The organism is Micromonospora sp. KC207, from assembly GCF_004348615.1.
Taxonomy (GTDB): domain Bacteria; phylum Actinomycetota; class Actinomycetes; order Mycobacteriales; family Micromonosporaceae; genus Micromonospora.
The window spans coordinates 39,894-58,331 of sequence record NZ_SMKJ01000001.1; the positions used below are offsets into that span (position 1 = coordinate 39,894).

At 71.6% G+C, this 18,438-nt stretch carries 12 protein-coding genes; 5 read left to right on the plus strand and 7 right to left on the minus strand.

Annotated elements, in window-relative coordinates; translation table 11 throughout:
- The 6 genes from E1258_RS00205 to E1258_RS00230 all read right to left on the minus strand — a co-directional run bounded on the left by E1258_RS00205 (position 1) and on the right by E1258_RS00230 (position 6,864).
- Entirely contained in the window at positions 1 to 915 is a 915-nt protein-coding gene (locus E1258_RS00205) for a glycosyl hydrolase (protein ID WP_243715067.1), read from the minus strand.
- Between the two features lie 150 nt (positions 916 to 1,065).
- Positions 1,066 to 1,314 (minus strand): LuxR C-terminal-related transcriptional regulator, encoded by a 249-nt coding sequence (locus E1258_RS00210; RefSeq protein WP_132395634.1) that lies wholly within the window; start codon positions 1,312 to 1,314, stop codon positions 1,066 to 1,068.
- A gap of 1,025 nt (positions 1,315 to 2,339) precedes the next feature.
- Entirely contained in the window at positions 2,340 to 3,293 is a 954-nt protein-coding gene (locus E1258_RS00215; protein ID WP_132395636.1) for an NAD(P)-dependent oxidoreductase, read from the minus strand.
- A 16-nt stretch (positions 3,294 to 3,309) separates the two neighbouring features.
- A complete protein-coding gene (locus tag E1258_RS00220) occupies positions 3,310 to 4,335 on the minus strand; it encodes a Gfo/Idh/MocA family protein (RefSeq protein ID WP_132395690.1) in 1,026 nt (341 codons plus the stop codon).
- Positions 4,336 to 4,348: 13 nt separating this feature from the next.
- Positions 4,349 to 5,803 (minus strand): NDP-hexose 2,3-dehydratase family protein, encoded by a 1,455-nt coding sequence (locus E1258_RS00225; protein ID WP_243715069.1) that lies wholly within the window; start codon positions 5,801 to 5,803, stop codon positions 4,349 to 4,351.
- The gene (locus E1258_RS00230) at positions 5,800 to 6,864 is read right to left on the minus strand and encodes a GDP-mannose 4,6-dehydratase (protein ID WP_243715071.1); all 1,065 of its coding nucleotides are present in this window, start codon (positions 6,862 to 6,864) and stop codon (positions 5,800 to 5,802) included. Before E1258_RS00230 ends, E1258_RS00225 begins: the two co-directional genes overlap by 4 nt.
- 380 nt (positions 6,865 to 7,244) lie before the next feature.
- Here E1258_RS00230 and E1258_RS00235 point away from each other — a divergent pair, with 380 nt between their 5' ends.
- The 3 genes from E1258_RS00235 to E1258_RS00245 all read left to right on the plus strand — a co-directional run bounded on the left by E1258_RS00235 (position 7,245) and on the right by E1258_RS00245 (position 12,103).
- Complete coding sequence (locus E1258_RS00235; RefSeq protein WP_132395638.1) at positions 7,245 to 8,837, plus strand: MDR family MFS transporter; 1,593 nt, start codon at positions 7,245 to 7,247, stop codon at positions 8,835 to 8,837.
- Positions 8,838 to 8,994: 157 nt separating this feature from the next.
- Complete coding sequence (locus E1258_RS00240; RefSeq protein WP_132395640.1) at positions 8,995 to 10,473, plus strand: NAD(P)/FAD-dependent oxidoreductase; 1,479 nt, start codon at positions 8,995 to 8,997, stop codon at positions 10,471 to 10,473.
- 148 nt (positions 10,474 to 10,621) lie between these two features.
- Positions 10,622 to 12,103 (plus strand): multicopper oxidase family protein, encoded by a 1,482-nt coding sequence (locus E1258_RS00245; protein WP_243715073.1) that lies wholly within the window; start codon positions 10,622 to 10,624, stop codon positions 12,101 to 12,103.
- 4 nt (positions 12,104 to 12,107) lie between these two features.
- Here the strand turns inward: E1258_RS00245 and E1258_RS00250 are convergent, their stop codons facing one another.
- On the minus strand, positions 12,108 to 13,154 hold the full coding sequence (locus E1258_RS00250) for a methyltransferase domain-containing protein (RefSeq protein ID WP_165949581.1): 1,047 nt from the start codon (positions 13,152 to 13,154) through the stop codon (positions 12,108 to 12,110).
- 367 nt (positions 13,155 to 13,521) lie between these two features.
- Here E1258_RS00250 and E1258_RS00255 point away from each other — a divergent pair, with 367 nt between their 5' ends.
- Together E1258_RS00255 and E1258_RS00260 are read left to right on the plus strand one after the other, a co-directional pair.
- Positions 13,522 to 14,556 (plus strand): ketoacyl-ACP synthase III family protein, encoded by a 1,035-nt coding sequence (locus tag E1258_RS00255; RefSeq protein WP_132395646.1) that lies wholly within the window; start codon positions 13,522 to 13,524, stop codon positions 14,554 to 14,556.
- A gap of 88 nt (positions 14,557 to 14,644) precedes the next feature.
- Positions 14,645 to 18,409 (plus strand): type I polyketide synthase, encoded by a 3,765-nt coding sequence (locus E1258_RS00260; RefSeq protein WP_243715075.1) that lies wholly within the window; start codon positions 14,645 to 14,647, stop codon positions 18,407 to 18,409.
- Positions 18,410 to 18,438: the final 29 nt, after the last annotated feature.

The window sequence follows — 18,438 nt, forward strand, 5'->3', positions numbered from 1 at the left end:
TCAGCCCGGCTCGGGAGAGCGTCTCGGGGGCGGGAACCGCCGCAACCGTGCCCTCCGCAGCAGTTCGTGGCTCAACCCGGCGGCGGTCGCCGCGGTGTAGCCGAGGGCCAGTGGCAGGGCGAGCCGGGACTCCGGGGCCGTACGGTGCCGGTCCCATTCCTTGCGCAGGCCGGCCCGTGCCTGGTTCCGTCCGGCCTCGCACCGCCCCTGCCAGTACGCCCGCCGCAACAGGTACCGGGGGGTCAGCCGACCCGGGTCGATGTCATGGGTGACCGCGTGGTCCGGGAGTAGTTGCTCGCGGGCGCCGGCGGCCTTCATGGCGCTGATGAAGGAGGTGTCCTCCCCTGACTGGAGGTTGCCCCCGGTACGGCTGAGGGCCAGGTCGAAATCCAACCCGTGGGCGTGCGCGAACGCGGAGTCCACCCCCATGCACGCGCCCCAGATCTTGATGTTTCCCTGGTCGCGGTGCCAGCCGACCAGGTGGAACTGGCCGGAGGTGACGTACCACGGCAGGCGCAGCGCGGGGCGGGCCAGCCGGGTGCCGACCACGTGCGCGCCGTCGCGCAGGCTCTTGCGGACGGCGTCGACGGCAGCGGCGTCGAGCCGCACGTCGTCGTCGACGAACATCAGATGGTGGTGCGGCCAGCGGGCGAGCATCGCGTTGCGGGAGGCCGACAGGCCGTTGGTGGCACCGAGGATGCGCATGGTGCCACCGGCGGCCCGGACCTCCTCGGCGACCTCCTCCGCCTCGGCCGTGACGGGCCGGTCCAGCAGGACGCAGTACTCGTCGCCGGAGAGCTGGGCCATGTTGTGAGCGAGGTGTTTCCTGACGTTCTCCACACGGAACGCGCAGATGGCCACGACCATCGGGTGGTCGGACGGATCGCGGCTGGCCACGGAGGCGTTGTTCGGCATCGTCCCTCGACATGAGCGTTGTGGGGCCGGCGGGGAGAGGCGGCCCACCGGATCGCGCTCCGCGGCAGCGTGCCGCGGCCCCGGCCGCCCCACGGGCACGTGGCTCACCTCAGCGCGGCGGGCCGTCCGGTGAGCGGCCGGGGGCGGAGCTCAGGCCGCTTCGTCCTTGCTGACGGTCGGCGGCCAGGTGCCCGCCGCGAGGATGCCCATCGCGTACGCCTTCGCGATCAGGGCCGGCCGGTTGGGCACTCGCATGTTCTGCAACAGCTTGCTGACGTGGTACTCGACGCCCTGACGGCTGAGGTAGACCTTGTTGGCGATATGCACCGTCCGTTCGCCTGCGGCGATGCTTTCGATGATGCGCGCGTCCAGATCAGACAGTGAGATCTTGAGATTCACAACGCCCCCTTGATTGTGGATCTGTTGGCTCGTACGCGGCCAGCCGTCATCGCCCGGACACCCCCTGAGGTGCCGGTGGACGAGTGGTCGCTGCCGCTGGAAGACCGTCAGCGGCGGGAGGCCGGGTGCCCGCCACTCGTGGTCCTGCGCTTGCGGAGCTGTCTCAGTGTGCGGCGACGCCCCCGGCACGTAGCCCGTCTGACGGGCCTGTCGGCTTGGGCTCCAACTTCGGCAACCCATCGGTTCGCGCTGCACAGAACCAGCGGAGGAACATTGAGTTTCGAAGCCCTTCGCTACAGTCGATCGACATCACTGGCAGTTTTCCGGGCGAAATGGAACCGGCCGAATTCGAGCCAATAGTTACGGAAAGTGACAATCGGCTGACCCTGTCGCTCGCGCTGAACTCACCAATACGCCAAAAGCGTAGCCGGCCCACTGCGGAGCGTCCACCCCCCGAGAATATCGCCGGACTTCCATGCAGAACTGGCAGGATCTTTCATCTCGACCGCACCTGGCGACAAAATCCCTGCTCAAGACCATACTTGAGCAGGCGCGGGAAACCCATGCAGTGATATGTGTCACTTTAGACAACCCAACTCCAGCCAGGCCCACCACCTCGACAAAAGGGGTGGAATCGCGACCAGACCGACACCAGCGCACTCCTAGGGGATTCCTTAGTCTGACGGGCGTCGATCCCTCTCCCGTCAACCAATTGCCCGGACAAATTGTTTACCCGTCAAGATCAACCACTCCGTACCGTGAGCAGGCCGACCGCCCGTGGGTGGTGGACCTGCGCAACCGCAAAGGCAATGCGAACAACGACGTTCACCCCGTCCCGGTAGCCTCACCGCCGCTGCGGGCAGGGGCCCGGACACCGTCCGGCGTCGTGATCAGCGGGTCGCTCGCCGGCTGTCGCCCCGCGCGGAGACCGGCATCGCGCGCGGGGCCGGCACGAAGATCTCCGGCGACCTGACAGCCCTGCGGGCGGACCGGCATCGCGCGCGGGGGAAGCACCACCCGACGGTTCAGCGCCGGGACCGATCGGGAAGCCGACTCACGGCCTCGTCCCAGAGCCCGCCCACCGCGTCCCGCAGCGATCGTCGGGGCCGCCACCCGAGCAGGTCACGCGCGGGCCCCGGGTCGACGCGGGCCCAGTCGACGACCTCCACCGAGCCGGGTCGATCCGGCAACTCCACCACCTCGGTCGGCACCCCGCTCACCTCGATCAACATCTCCACGAGGGAGCGGACCGGAACGGCCTCCCCCCGCCCCACGCCGATCACCCGCCCGGTGACGGACTCCCGCGTGGCCGACACCACCGCCTCGGCCACGTCCCGCACGTCGACGTAGTCCCGGTGGGCGCGCAACGGGGACAGCTCCACCCTGGCCGACCGGTCGCGGCCCGCCGCGTCGACCAGGCGAACGACGACCCGCCCCAACAGGCTGTCGGGCGGCACGCCCGGACCCACCACGTTCGCGAGCCGCAGCACCGTCGCGTCCACCGAGCCGGCCCGCGTCGCCGCGAGCACGGCCTGGGTGGCGGCCAGCTTCGCCCTGCCGTACATGCTCTCCGGTTGGGTGGGCACCGTGGCACCGGCGGGAGCCCCGGGTGGCTCCTGGACGCGTTCCAGGACCGAGCCGAGATGCACCAGCCTGGGCCGGCAACGGGTGCGCTCCAGCGCCGCGGTGACGCTCCACGTCGGAATCGTGCAGCTCGACGGCAGCTCGGCGTCCGTCAGGTTCCACTTGCCGCCGGTGGCGTTGACCACCGCGTCGGGCTGCTCGGCGTCGAACACGGCGGCCAGCGCGGCGGGCTCCAGGGTGGCGACGTCCAGCGCCCGGGCCCGGTACGGCAGCCCCGCCGACGGGACGCGACGGGCCAACACGAGGACGTCGTCGCCCCGGGCGGCAAGCGCGGCGCTCACGTGACGCCCGACGAAGCCCGTACCACCGACGACCACGACACGCCGCGCGCCCATCCGTACCTCCTGGGGATCAGTCTCGTGCGCCGGCGGCGTCCAGGCGACCGCCCGGCCCCTGACAGGTCACGGGAGCGCGCAACACCCTGGCCCGGTCGCGGACCTCGTCCAGCAGCCGGGCCCGGGCGCGGATCGCCGTCACCTCCTCCGCCGGCTGACCGGCGGTGACGGCGCGGACGAACTCTCGCATCGTGTTGACGAACTGGTCCTCGGCCGGGAAGGTCAGCTCCCGCGTCTCGTCCTGCCGCTCCACCCGCACCACCGGGTGCCAGGCCGGCGGTGGGGTGTACGCCCGGTCGACGACGATCCGGCCGGCGCTTCCCCAGAGCTGGTACTCGCACCGGTAGGAGTGCTCGAAACCGAAGGCGATCTGTGCGGTCCGCCCGTCCGGCGTACACAACAGCGCGGCACCCGAAACGTCCACGCCGCGATCGGGGTCCTCCCGGAGGGTGGCCGCCACCACCTCCGGCTCCTCCGGCAGGAAGAACCGGGCCGCGCTCAACGGGTAGACGCCCAGATCCAGCAGCGCTCCGCCACCCAGCTCGGGTCGGTAACGGATGTCGCCCGCCGGCAGCGGCGGAAACCCGAAGACGCCGGAGACCATCCGCAGCTCGCCGATCTCGCCGGCCGCGACCATCCGGCGCACGAAGTGGTGCACCCCGTGTCGGAGGAAGGTGAGGTTGTCCATCAGCACGAGCCCACGCGACCGGGCCTGGGCCATCACCGCCGCGGTGTCGACCAGCCGGGTGGTCAGCGGCTTCTCCACCAGCACGTGTTTGCCCGCGGCCAGGGCGCGCTCGATCCAGGTGTGGTGCAGCCCGGTCGGCAGCGGAATGTAGACGGCACCGATGTCCGGGCGGTCGAGAACGGACTGGTAGCCCTCGGCGGCGGCGCACCCGAACTCTGCGGCGAAGGCGCGCGCCTTGGACAGTTCCCGCGCCGCGACCACCACGAGCTCCGCCTCCGGGACCCGCTTGATCGCCGGCAGGGCACGGCGGCGCGCGATGTCGGCGCAGCCGAGAACCCCGATGCGGACCGTCATCTCCGCCATCGGGTCACCACAGGCTGCGCAGGCAGGCCAGCAAGCTGCGGGCCTCGATGTTGAGGTAGTAGCCGTGCCGGAGCAGGGCCTCCAGCTGGCGCACCGTCACCCAGCAGAACTCGTCCGGCACCTCGGTCGGGAAGTCGTCGCCGGCGTCGACCAGGAGGTAACGGTTCTCCGACCGGTAGAATCGCCCGCCCTCCTCGGTGAGCACGGTGTCGTAGAGGACACGCTCGGGGACGGCTTCCAGCACCTCGGTCAGGAACAGTGGCCGGGGGCCGGGCTGGTTGTCCGGGATGCACTGCACCGTTGGGCCCATCTCCATCGCGTCGAGCAGCCCCGCCTGGTAGCGCGCGTGCACCAGCAGGTGCGCCACTCCGTCGATTTCCTTGACCAGGAAGGCGACCACGCCCCGATGCCGCGGATACAGCAGCGGCTGGCTCCACCCGGTCACCTCGCGGTTGTCGATGCGCACCGTGACGCCGACCACGGAGAAGTGCCGGCCGTCGTCCCGCGCGATCCCGTCCGCGGTGTGCCGCCAGTCCGGCAGCCCTCGTAGCGGCACCCGCCGCACGGTCATCTCGTGCCGGCCCTTGGCCCCGGTGAACCAGCTCAACACCGACACCAGGTCGTGCCGGCCGGGGGCGCCCGCCGCCGAGCGCACGATCGCCGCCACCGCCGGCGACGACGGCGCCTCGGTCGCCTGGGCCGCGGCGTAGAAGGCCGAGGGCAGACATGACAGCACCGTACGCGTGTCCATGTTGACCAGGCCGTCCACCCGCAGCAGCGCGAGCAGTTCGCGCAGCGGGAGCCACCGGTGGTAGTCGCCGGCCGGCACGTCCTCGTCGACCTGGACCACCATGTTCCGGTTGCGCTTGCGCAGGAACCAGGAGCCCTGCTCCGACTGCAGGACGTCAACCAGCACCCGACCGGCCCCCGGGCGGGTGAAGTAGTCGAGGTACTTCGTACCGCCGCCACGGTGCACCCGGGTGTAGTTGCTCCGGGTTGCCTGCACCGTCGGCGAGAGCTGCATGACATTGATGTTGCCGGGCTCCACCTTGGCCTGGAGCAGGCAGTACGGTGTCCCGTCGACGACCTTGACGAGCATACCGAGGATGCCGATCTCCGGCTGGTTGATGATCGGTTGGTGCCATTCGCGCACCGCGCCGTAGGTGGTCTGGACGTGCAGCCCCTCGATCACGAAGAACCGGCCGCTCTCGTGCCCGAGGTTGCCGGTCACCGGGTCGAACGCCCACCCGGGCAGCCGGTCCAGCGACACGCGGTCCACCCGGCAGTAGGTCGACCGGGTCCGCTCGGCGAACCAGGAGAGGAAGTCCGGCCGGACCCCCTCGGCGTGCAACGCCGACCACGAGCCGCCATCGGTTGGGCCGGGCCGGTGCGGGCCCGCGTTCCGGGTCAGCAACGGTCCGTCGGCGCGAACCTGCGGGTCGGGCGACGAATCGCTCACCACAGCTCGGCCAGCTCGGCGGAAAAGGCGTGGGAAGACCCGTCCGTGTCCGCCAACAGGCGCAGATCGCTGTCGACCATCATGGCGACCATTTCCTCGAAGGAGACGGAGGGTTTCCAGCCGAGCCGCTGGCGAGCCTTCGTCGGATCCGCGCAGAGCAACTCGACCTCGGCGGGCCGGATGAGCGACTCGTCCACCACCACGTGGTCCCGCCAGTTGAGGCCCACGTGGGCGAAGGCCGCCTCGACCAGCTGGCGGACGCTGTACGTGACCCCCGTGCCGAGGACGTAGTCCTCCGGCTCGTCCTGGGCCAGCATCAGGACCATGCCCCGCACGTAGTCGCCCGCGAAGCCCCAGTCCCGCTCGGCCGAGAGGTTGCCCAGGCGAAGCGAGCTGCGAATGCCCAGCTTCACCGCCGCCACGCCCAGCGACACCTTGCGGGTGACGAACTCGGGACCGCGCACCGGTGATTCGTGGTTGAACAGAATGCCGGAGACGGCATACATGCCGTACGACTCACGGTAGTTCTGCACCATGTAATGCCCGAACGCCTTGGCCGCGCCGTACGGGCTACGCGGATGGAACGGGGTCAGCTCATTTTGGACAGGCTCCCGCACCTTACCGAACATCTCCGACGAAGACGCCTGATAAAAGCGCGGCTGACCGGCTGCGGGACCGCGGCAATCCGACAGGCCTCCCACGATCCGCAAGGCTTCGAGCATGCGGAGCACACCCATGCCGGTGACCTCCGCCGTCGTGGTGGACTGCCGCCACGACACCGGCACGTACGACAGCGCGCCGAGGTTGTAGACCTCGTCCGGCACCGCGCGTTCGATCGCCGCCACCAGGCTCGTCTGATCCAGAAGATCGCCGCTGATCAGCTTGACCGCTGGGTCAGGTTGCCGAAGGCTGCGGACCGAGGGCGCGGTCTGCCCGCGCACCAATCCAAATACCTCGTATCCGGACTGAAGCAGGTGCTCCGCGAGATACGTGCCGTCCTGGCCGGTAATTCCAGTGATCAGCGCCCGCCGTGTCAGGGTAGTCTCCAGCCGTGAAGCCACCTGGCCGAGGCGTGACCTCGCGCCGATGGCGGACCAAAGATCCGCCCGTTCGAAATGGGGCCGGATCTCCCGCTACCGCGCTCACGGTACGCGAATCTCCAAGCGGATTCAGCGACCCGGAAAGCAATATAGGGAGGTTACTAGTAGTACTTTCCGGCGGGCCGGCGACGACGCCCGGCCCGGACCGACCAGGATCGCCCCGTTCGGCCGGCGGACCCATCCCGGACACCTTCCACCGAAGCTCTTCGGGATCGTCGCGCGCCGATGCGAACTGCTTGACTCCACCGTTTTGTCCCCCTAACGTCGGCGAGGCTGCCAGCCGGCCCGCGAGCCGGGCCGGGTCCACGAAGGCGCCAACTTCCGGTGAGAGAGCAGGGCTCATGTCACAGGGCCGGCCCGCGGCCGAAGCACCCCCAGCCCGCCTGCCACGTCGCCGCGCCATGGTCGCGTTGGTCGCGGTGATGATCCCGATGGTGCTGGCCACCCTCGACAACACCATCATCGGCACCGCGCTGCCCACCGTGGTCGGCGAGCTGGGCGGCCTCAGCACGCTGTCCTGGGTGATCACCTCGTACACGCTGGCCACGGCCGCCTCCACGCCGGTCTGGGGCAAGCTCGCCGACATGTACGGCGGCAAGGTGGTCTTCGTGGCCACGCTGGTCGTGTTCCTGGCCGGGTCGCTGCTGTCCGGCATGGCGCAGAGCATCACCCAGCTGACCGTCTTCCGGGCCGTGCACGGGCTCGGCGCGGGCGGCCTGATGGTCTGCGCGTTCGCCATCATGGTGGAGGTTCTCGCCGGCCCGGACCTGCCCAAGTACCAGGGCATCATGTCGGCGACCATGGGCCTGACCATGGTGGCGGGCCCGCTCGTCGGCGGCCTGATCACCGATGAGCTCGGCTGGCGCTGGTGCTTCTACATCAACCTGCCGATCGGGGCGGTCGCGCTGCTCATCGTGGTGCTGATGATGCACCTGCCGCGCCGGCACACCAAGGCCCGGGTCGACTACGCGGGCGCCGCCCTGCTCACCGTGGTCAGTTCGTGCGTCGTGCTGGTGACCACCTGGGGCGGCATCACCTACCCCTGGGCGTCGCCGATGATCCTGGGGCTGGTCGCGCTCGGGGTGCTGACCTGCGCGCTCTTCGTGGTGGTCGAGCGACGGGTGGCCGAGCCGCTGGTGCCCCTGGCCATGTTCCGCAGCCTGAACTTCACCCTGAGCACCCTCATCGCCTTCCTGGTCGGCTTCGCCCTCATCGCGGGGCTGACCTTCCTGGCCCTGTTCCAGCAGGCGGTGCAGGGTGCCTCCGCGTCCGACTCCGGCCTGTTGCTGCTGCCCTTGCTGCTGTCCATGGCGGCGGTCAACGTGGTCGGGGGTCGCCTGATGAGCGGCGGGCGTTCCTACCGGCTGCTGATGCTCGCCGGTGCGGCGCTGATGACCCTGAGCCTGCTGCTCTTCGCCCTGATGGACGTGGGCACCAGCCGGACGGTCACCGCGATCCCCATGGTCGGCTTCGGCGCCGGGCTGGGGCTGCTCATGCAGACCAGCCTGATGGTGGCGCTGAGCAGCGTGGAGATGAGGAACCTCGGGGTGGCCGCCTCCACGTCGACGCTCTTTCGCACCATCGGTGGCGCGGTGGGGGCGTCGGCGACGGTCTCGCTGTTCTCCGTGCGGGTGCAGTCGGCGCTGGCCGATCGGGGGGTCGCCGACGCGGCTGACCTCCTCGGCCACTCCGCCCGGCTGGACGCCGCGGGGCTAGCCCAACTCCCCCGGGCCGTCCGTGTCCACTTCACGCACGCGGTGGCCTCCGGCACCCGGTGGGCCTTCCTGATGACCGTGCTGGCGGGGCTGATCTGCGTCGCGGCGGCGTGGTTCCTGCGCCGGGTCACCCCGTTGACGTCGACGCCGGTGGCACCCGAACCGGCGCGCGACGTCGCCGCGCCCACCGCCGGCAGCGGGCGCGCGCCGAACTACTAGCGGATTTCCTAGGGTTTCTCGTCGACGGTAGAGCTGAATTCACCGGCGACCTAACATTCTTTTCGCGATCCGGAATCCGTCCATTCCCCTGTCTGGCGATGGTCGACGGGCCGGCCCGTGCCGAGCGGACAGACACAGATTCTCGGATTGGAGCTCGATGTCCAGCAAGATCCTAGTCATCGGTGGAGGTCCGGCCGGATCCACGGCCGCCGCGCTGCTCGCCCGATCGGGGCTGTCGGTGACGCTCCTGGAGAAGGAGACCTTCCCGCGATACCACATCGGCGAGTCGATCGCGTCCTCGTGCCGCACCATCGTCGATTTCGTGGGCGCTCTCGACGAGGTCGACTCGCGGGGCTACCCGCAGAAGAACGGGGTGCTGCTGCGCTGGGGCAACGAGGACTGGGCCATCGACTGGGCCAAGATCTTCGGTCCGGGCGTGCGGTCCTGGCAGGTCGACCGGGACGACTTCGACCACGTCCTGCTCAACAACGCCGGCAAGCAGGGCGCCAAGATCATCCAAGGTGCGGCTGTCAAGCGAGTGTTGTTCGACGGTGAGCGGGCCACCGCCGCCGAGTGGTTCGACCCCGAGTCGGGTGAGGTCCGCACCACCGGTTTCGACTACGTGGTCGACGCGTCCGGCCGGGCCGGGCTGATCCCGTCCCAGCACTTCAAGCACCGGCGCCCCACCGAGACGTTCAAGAACGTGGCCATCTGGGGCTACTGGCAGGGTGGCTCACTGCTGCCGAACTCTCCCTCCGGCGGGATCAACGTCATCTCGGCGCCCGACGGCTGGTACTGGGTCATTCCGCTGCGCGGCGACCGGTACAGCATCGGCTTCGTCTGCCACCAGAGCCGCTTCCTGCAGCGGCGCAAGGAGCACGCCTCGCTGGAGGACATGCTCGCCGCGCTGGTGCAGGAGTCCCCGACCATGCGCGGCCTGACGGCGAACGGGACGTACCAGCCGGGCGTGCGGGTGGAGCAGGACTTCTCGTACATCTCCGACAGCTTCTGCGGGCCCGGCTACTTCGCGGCCGGCGACTCCGCCTGCTTCCTGGACCCACTGCTGTCCACCGGCGTGCACCTCGCCCTCTACAGCGGCATGCTCGCCTCGGCGTCCATCCTGGCCACCATCCACGGTGACGTCACCGAGGAGGAGGCGCGGGCGTTCTACGAGTCCCTCTACCGCAACGCCTACCAGCGCCTGTTCACCCTCGTCGCCGGCGTCTACCAGCAGCAGGCCGGCAAGAGGGCATACTTCGGCCTGGCCGACGCGCTGGTGCACGACAGCGGAGAACCCGAGTACGAGAAGGTGGACGGGGCCCGCGCCTTCGCCCAACTCGTCGCCGGCCTCGCCGACCTGGACGACGCGGCGGAGGGACGGCACGACAGCACCGCGGCGGCGGCACCGGCGGAGCAGGACAACTCCGTCCGGCAGCTCTTCCTGGCCGCCGAGGAGGCCCGCCGGATGGCCGACGCGCGCACGCCGAGCGCCCCGGTCAGCGAGGCGCCGGGCAAGCTCGACAGCCACGACCTCTTCGACTCGGCGACCGGCCTCTACCTGGTCACCACCCCGCGACTGGGGATCCGCCGGGCCAAGCCGGCCGACACGCGGGCGGCGGCACAGCAGTCTGCCTGAGGTTCCGCCCCTGGTGGCCCCCGGCCCGGACCGCGCCGGTCCGGGGGCTGCTCATCCCTCCCACCAACATCCGGCATCCGGTGCCGGCGGCTGAGCCGGGGCAGCGCCACCGACTCCGGCCCGTCACATGGACAAGGTCACCCCTCCCGTGCTGAACAGACGACAGTTGCTCGCCCTCGGCAGCGTGGCCGCCGGAGGCACCGTCATGTCACGCTCCCTCAGACGGGACGCGCAGGCCGCCCAGGCAGCACCGGCGGCGCCCGCCGACCCGCACGCCGGGCATGCCGCCCCGGTGCCCAGCCGGGTCAGCACGACCACGGTCGCGGTCACCCCGTTCACCGAGCCGATGCCCGTCCCGCCGCGGCTGACCCCGGTCTCCCGCCGCGACGGCATCGACGTCTACGAGATCCCCATCCGGCCGACGCAGGTGCAGATCCTGCCCGGCCTGCTCACCCCCGCCTACACCTACGCCGGTTCCTTCGTCGGCCCCACCATCCGGGCCCGCACGGGCCGGCCCGTGCGGATCACCTACACCAACGGGCTCGACACCCACGCCAACGTGCACCTGCACGGCGGGCACGTGCCGGCCACCAGCGACGGTCACCCGATGGACCTGATCCCGCCGGGCGGCTCGAAGGTCTACGACTACCCGAACCTCCAGCGCGGCGCGACGCTCTGGTACCACGACCACACCCACGCCTACGAGGCCGACCACGTCTACCGCGGACTGCACGGCTTCTATCTGATCGACGACCCGGCCGAGCACCACCTGCGCCTGCCCGCCGGCAAGTACGACGTGCCGATCATGCTGCGCAACGCCCAGTTCGACGACTCCGGCGCCCTCGTCTTCGGCCACCCGGACGACCGGGTCACCATCCTGGCGAACGGCAAGGCCCAGCCCTACTTCGAGGTGGCCCCGCGCAGGTACCGGTTCCGCCTGCTCAACGCGGCGCTCAAGCACGTCTTCCGGCTCAACCTGGGCGGCGAACCGCTCACCCGCATCGCCACGGACGGCGGGCTGCTGCCCGCCCCCACCAGCCACACCGAGTTGGCGCTCTCCTCCGGGGAGCGGGTCGAGGTTGTGATCGACTTCGCCGAGCACGCGGGCGGCGGGCCGGTCTACCTCTACGACGGGGACAACCCGATCCTGCGCTTCGACGTGTCGTCCCGGGCGGTCACCGACCCCAGCCGGGTGCCGGTCACCCTGCGCGCACTGCCCCCGATGGGCACGCCGACCGTGGAGCGCACCGTGTCGATGAGCTTCGACATGTCGGCCCGGCCCCCGATCGCGCTCATGGACGGCAAACCGTTCGACCCCCGCCGGGTGGACGTACAGGTCAAGCGGGGCAGCACCGAGATCTGGAACGTGGTCAACGCGGACACCGATCCGTTCCCCTTCGACCATCCGTTCCACCTGCACCTGGTGACGTTCCGGGTGCTCGGCCGCGACGGCGGGCCGCCCGCGCCGGAGGACGCCGGACTCAAGGACACCGTCTACGTCTCACCCAAGGGGTCTGTCAAGATCCAGGTCACCTTCGCCACGCCGTACCTCGGGCAGTACGTCTACCACTGCCACTACCTGGAGCACTCGTCGCTGGGGATGATGGCCCAGCTGGAGGTCGTGCCCTGAGGGCTCAGCCCTGCAGGTCGACGATCGAGGGGTGGGCGCCGAACAGGCTGACCGGCCGCACGTCGCCCACCCCGAACCCGGCGGCGCGGGCCAGGTCGGCCTGGTCGGCGAACTCGTGCAGCAGCAGCACCGCCCGCCCGCCGTCGACCGTCACCCGGCGCAGCTCCGCGAAGAGGCGGCCGGAATCACCGGCGAGCACGCCCCGCGCCTGCACCTGCCGGTCCCACGGGGGATTGCTGACCACCCGGTCCACCCGACCGGTCCGCAGCGGCAACCGCCCGGCGTCGGCGACCGCCCAGGTGACGCGGGCCCCCGACGCCGCCGAGTTGGCGACGGCCGCGCCGACCGTCTCCGGGTCGTGGTCCGAGCCGAACAGCACCGCCCCCGGCGCCAGCCCGGCTGCCTCCACGGGGATCGTGCCGGTGCCGCAGCACGGATCGGCCACCAGCATCCCGGGGCGGATGCCGGCCAGCCAGGCCAGCGCCGCGGCGAGCGGCGGATGCAGGGTCCCCGGCGTGGACGACCGCTTGTAGGCCCGCCGGTGCAGCGGCCGGTCGGCCACCCGTACCGCCAGCGTCGCCTGGGTGCCCTCGACGGTGACCCGCAGCGACAGCCCGCCCTCCGGCGGGGCCTCGCCGCTGCGGCGGGAGTGGTAGCGCAACCCGAGCGCGGCCACCGCGTGCCGCCCCACGGCGTCCTCGATGTCGTACCGGTTGTAGTTGCGGCGGCCGAGGAAGGAGGCGGCGACGTCCACGGTCGCCGGCCGTCCGGGTACGCCGCAGGCGGCGCGGGCCGGCAGCGCCGCCGGCAGCGCCGCCGCCCGGGCCAGCCGCGTGAAGGCCGCCAGGTCCGCCTTGGTGTGGCCGACGCCGTCGGCGACGGCGACGAGCAGGAACAGGTCGTCGACGGTACGCAGATCCAGCAGGCGCGGCTCCGCGCTAGCGGCGGAGAACCACACCTCGCGGTGCCGGCGGTGCTCGACCCGGCCGAGGCCCCGCTCCTCGATCTCCTGGGCGGCCACCTCCTCCAGCCCTCGCAGGGTCCGTGCCATGAAGCGCACTGTCACCGTCCGCCGATCCTCTCCCCGCCGGGTCGTCCCGCCGCCGTGTCGGCGGCGTCCGCGAGCCTACCCACCGCACCCGCCGACGGGACGCAGCCGACGCCGACCGGACCCGCCGACGGGAGAGCCGACGCCGACCGGACCCGCCAAGACTAGGTGAACCTCTATAGGAATTCGCGTGCCCCCTTCATAGGGTCCGAAAGGGGTAATGGAACCGTCCGGCACCGGACGGCTCGTTTTCTTCCCCCATTCCGTCCGTCCGACCTGAGCCGTCGCAGGGAAGGCGAGGCCGAGCAGTCGAGCAGTTGATCGGTCGATGCCGCACGGGCCCGTGCGCCGATATCGTGGAGATTGCGCAGTGCGTACACCGGATCTGTTCATCGGCGCCGTCGGCGCCTTCGTCCCGCCGACGGTGAGTGTCGAGTGGGCGATCGACCGCGGTCTTTACTCCCGCGAGCAGGTGGAGCTGCACGAGCTGGCGGGCACGGCCATCGCCGGCGACCTGCCCGCGCCGGAGATGGCGCTGCGCGCCGCCCAACAGGCGGTCAAGCGCTGGGGCGGCTCGCCGACGGAGTTCGACCTGCTGCTCTACGCCAGCACCTGGCACCAGGGGCCCGACGGCTGGCCGCCGCACTCCTATCTCCAGCGGCACCTGGTCGGCGGCGACCTGCTGGCGTTGGAGATCCGGCAGGGCTGCAACGGGATGTTCAGCGCGTTCGAGCTGGCCGCCAGCCACCTCCAGGCGGTGCCCGAGCGCACCAGCGCCCTGCTGGTCGCCGCCGACAACTACGGCACCCCGATGGTCGACCGCTGGCGGATGGGCCCCGGCTTCATCGGCGGCGACGCCGGCAGCGCCCTCATCCTCACCAAGCGGCCCGGCTTCGCCCGGCTCCGCTCGGTCTGCACCAAGTCGGTCCCGGAGGCCGAGCGGCTGCACCGGGGCGACGAGCCGTTGTTCCCCCCGAGCGTCCTGACGGGCCGGGAGCTGAACTTCACCGCCCGGATCGACCAGCAGTTCGCCGCCCGCAGCCCCGCCTCGATCGCCATGGCGGACGTCGGCGACCACATCGAGGAGGTCGTGGGGCGCGCCCTCGCCGAGGCGGAGATCGAGGTCGGCGACCTCACCAGGGTCGCCTTCATGAACTTCTCCCGGGAGATCATGGAGCAGCGCTGCCTGGCCAACTGGGGCCTGCCCATGAGCCGGTCCACCTTCGACTTCGGTCGCAGGATCGGGCACTGCGGGGCGAGCGACCCCCTGCTGGCCCTGGAACACCTGGCCAGGACGGGGGGCCTCGGCCCCGGCGATCACCTGCTGACCCTCGGCACCGCGCCGGGCGTGGTGGTGTCGTGCGCGATCGTCCAGGTGATCGAGTCGCCGACGTGGCGGGAGTGACCCGCCGGACACCTGCGGCGGCCCGCCCAGCCCAGCAAACCGACAGCAGGGGATGATTGTGGAAGCAGAGAAGGACCGGTCACGTCCGGTGGCGTCCGAGGCGGTCGCCGTGGTGGGGATCGGCTGCCGGTTCCCGGGCGACGTCAACTCGCCCGACGAGTTCTGGGACCTGCTCACCGGGGGTCGCAACACCACGGGAACGGTGCCCGAGGAGCGCTGGAGCGCGTACCGCGACCTGGGTCCGGCGTTCGAGTCCGCGCTCCGGTCGGCCACCCGGGCGGGCAACTTCCTGGCCGACATCTCCGGCTTCGACGCGGACTTCTTCGGCATCTCCCCGCGCGAGGCCGAGCTGATGGACCCGCAGCAGCGGCTCATGCTGGAGGTGACCTGGCAGGCGCTGGAGGACGCCGGGATCCCGCCCCGCACCCTGGCCGGCACCGACGTCGGCGTCTTCGCCGGCGTGTGCACCTACGACTACGGCGGCCACCAACTGGAGGACCTGCCGCACATCGACGCCTGGACGGGCATCGGCGCCGCCACCTGCGCCGTCGCCAACCGGGTCTCCCACGTGCTCGACCTGCGCGGGCCGAGCCTGTCGATCGACACCGCCTGCTCGGCGTCGCTGGTCGCGTTGCACCTCGCCGCGCAGAGCCTGCGGCTGGGCGAGAGCACGCTGGCCCTCGCCGGCGGGGTCAACCTGATCGTCACGCCCGGGCAGTCGATCACCCTCGGCTCGGCCGGTGCCCTGGCGCCGGACGGGCGCAGCAAGTCCTTCGACGCCACCGCCGACGGCTACGGTCGTGGCGAGGGGTGCGGCGTCCTCGTGCTCAAGCTGCTCTCCGACGCCCAGCGGGACGGGGACCGGGTGCTGGCCGTGCTGCGGGGCAGCGCCGTCAACCAGGACGGCCGGACCAACGGGATCATGGCACCGTGCGGCCAGGCCCAGGAGCACGTGATGGCCCGCGCCCTGCGCTCGGCCGGAATCGAGGCCGGCAGCGTCGACTACATCGAGGCGCACGGCACCGGCACCCCGCTCGGCGACCCGATGGAGGCCGCGGCGATCGGCTCGGTCTACGGGCAGGACCGCCCGGACGACGAGCCCTGCCTGATCGGCTCGGTCAAGTCCAACATCGGCCACCTGGAGGGCGCGGCCGGCGTCGCAGGCGTCATCAAGGCGGTCCTGGCGCTGGACCGGGCCGAGGTGCCCGCCACCCTGCTGGTCACCGAGGTCAACCCGGACATCGAGTGGAAGCGGCTGCGGCTGCGCCTGGTCACCCGCAACCAGCCCTGGCCGGACCGGCCGGGGCCGCGCCGGGCCGGCGTCTCCGGCTTCGGCTACGGCGGCACGGTGGCGCACGTGGTGCTGGAACAGGCCCCGCCGGTCGTCGCCGAGCCGGCCCCGGCGCTGACCGGCGAGACGCTGTTCCCGATCTCCGCCGGCTCCGCGCACTCCCTTCGCGAGCGGGCCCGCGCCCTGGCCGGGATCGACCCGGATGTCGACCTCGCCGCGCTCGGGCACACCCTGGCCCGGCGGCGTTCGCACCTGACCCACCGGGCGGTGGCGGTGGCCGCCGGCCGGGACGACCTGGTCGCGGCGTTCGCGGCGCTCGCCGACGACAGGCCGCACGACCGGGTGCGTACCGGAAGCCCGGTGGCGGAGCCGCCCCGCACGGTGTGGGTGTTCTCCGGGCACGGGTCGCAGTGGACGGGCATGGGGCGGGAACTGCTGGCCACGGAGCCGGACTTCGCGGACGCGATCGACCGCATCGAGCAGATCTTCCTCGACGAGATCGGTTTCTCACCCCGCCAGGCGATCCTCGACGGCGACTACGAGGCCGTCGACCGGACCCAGACGATGATCTTCGCGATGCAGCTCGGCCTGGCCGAGATGTGGCGAGCGAGGGGAGTCGAGCCGGACGCGGTGATCGGCCACTCGGTCGGGGAGATCGCCGCGGCGGTGACCGCCGGCATCCTGACCGTGGCCGACGGCGCACGGCTGATCTGCCGTCGTTCCCTGCTGCTGCGCGAGGTCGCCGGTCAGGGGGCGATGGCCCTGGTGACGCTGCCCTTCGAGGAGGTCGCGGCCAGACTGGCCGGCCGCGTCGACGTGGTCGCCGCGATCGCCTCCTCCCCCTCGTCGACCGTGGTCTCCGGCGACCCGGCCGCGCTGGACGCGCTGGTCGCCGAGTGGACCGAGGAGGGCCTGGGCATCCGCCGGGTCGCCTCCGACGTGGCCTTCCACAGCCCGCACATGGATCCGCTGCTCGACCGGCTGCGCGCCGCCGTCGACTTCACCGCCCGCGCACCCCGGGTGCCGATCTACAGCACGGCGCTGGCCGACCCGCGGGCACTTATCACCGCCGACGGCGAGTACTGGGCCGCGAATCTGCGCAACCCGGTCCGGCTCGCCGCAGCGGTGGCCGCCGCCGTCTCCGACGGACACCGCGCCTTCATCGAGGTCTCCCCGCACCCGGTGGTGACCCACTCGATCCACGAGACGCTGGCCGGAAGCCTCGACGACGAGGTCTTCGTCGGCGGCACCCTGCGCCGCGACACCCCGGAGGCGCAGGCCTTCCTGTCCAGCCTGGGGGCCGCGCACTGCCACGGGGTCGCGGTCGACTGGGGCCGGGTGCATCCGTCGGGGCCGCTGGTCACCCTGCCCGGCTACCCCTGGCGGCACCGGAGTCACTGGCACTGGCCGACGCCGGCCGCCGCCACGGGCCGGGGCCACGACCCCGCGTCGCACACCCTGCTCGGCGCGGTCGACAACGTGGCGGGCAGCGACGTGCGGGTGTGGCGCACCGCACTCGACGACGCCAGCCGCCCGTACCCGGGCAGCCACGCCCTCAACGGCGTGGAGATCGTTCCGGCGGCCGTGCTGGTGGAGACCCTGATGGCTGCCGCCGGGCCGGGCGACGGCCGGCCGCTGCTGACCGGCTTGTCGATGCGGTACCCGTTGATGACCGCCGGGATGCACGAGGTCCAGGTGGTGCGGGACGGTGCCGAGGTACGGCTGGCGTCCCGTTCAGTCGACGCGGAGGCCGACCCGAGCCGGGACTGGCTGATCCACACCGACGCCACGGTGGCCGACGCCGACGCCGCAGTGCTCGCCGCGCGGGCGTTGGCCGACCCCGACGACCACCGGATGGAACCGGGCGACCCGGGCTCCATCCACCGCCGGCTCGCCGAGGTCGGGGTGCCGTCGACGGGATTCGACTGGTCGGTGGAGGAGCTGCTCTCCGGGTACGGCGTGCTCCGGGCGCGGGTGCGCTCGGCCGGCTCGTCCACCTGGGCGCCGGTGTTGGACGCCGTCATGTCGGTCGCCCCCGCCGTCTTTCCCGGCGTGCCGCAGCTACGCATGGTGGTGTACGTCGACGAGGTGCTGCTCACCGGCGAGCCACCGGAGGTGACGCTGATCGAGGTCGCCCTCGACCCTGACCGGCCCGACACGGCGAACGCGCTGGTCGCGGACGCTCAGGGCCGGGTCGTGGCCAGCCTTCCCGGGCTGCGCTACCCGGTGATCGACCAGCCGGTCGCCCCATCGCAGGACAGTTCCGGCGAGGTGGAGGAGGCGGTCTCCTTCGCCGGCCTGTCCGACGAGCAACTGCACGAGCGGGTGTTCGACGAGGTGCGCCGGCAGATCGCCGGGGAGATGCGACTCGACGCCGACGACCTGCATCCCCGCCGGCCGCTGGCCGAGCAGGGCCTCGACTCGGTGATGACGGTGGTGATCCGGCGACGCCTGGAGAAGCGCACCGGGCGGAGCCTCTCCCCGACCGTCTTCTGGCAGCGGCCCACCGTCGCCGCCATCGCCGACCATCTGGTGGAGCTGTTGGGCACCCCGCGGGAGTGAGGACCCGCGACGACAGGGAGGGCCCGTGC

Bases quoted from the DNA above. Each gene is read 5' to 3' on its own strand.
- E1258_RS00205 (WP_243715067.1), bottom strand. From the start codon at position 915: ATGCCGAACAACGCCTCCGTGGCCAGCCGCGATCCGTCCGACCACCCG.
- E1258_RS00215 (WP_132395636.1), bottom strand. From the start codon at position 3,293: ATGGGCGCGCGGCGTGTCGTGGTCGTCGGTGGTACGGGCTTCGTCGGG.
- E1258_RS00220 (WP_132395690.1), bottom strand. From the start codon at position 4,335: ATGACGGTCCGCATCGGGGTTCTCGGCTGCGCCGACATCGCGCGCCGC.
- E1258_RS00235 (WP_132395638.1), top strand. From the start codon at position 7,245: ATGTCACAGGGCCGGCCCGCGGCCGAAGCACCCCCAGCCCGCCTGCCA.
- E1258_RS00240 (WP_132395640.1), top strand. From the start codon at position 8,995: ATGTCCAGCAAGATCCTAGTCATCGGTGGAGGTCCGGCCGGATCCACG.
- E1258_RS00250 (WP_165949581.1), bottom strand. From the start codon at position 13,154: ATGGCACGGACCCTGCGAGGGCTGGAGGAGGTGGCCGCCCAGGAGATC.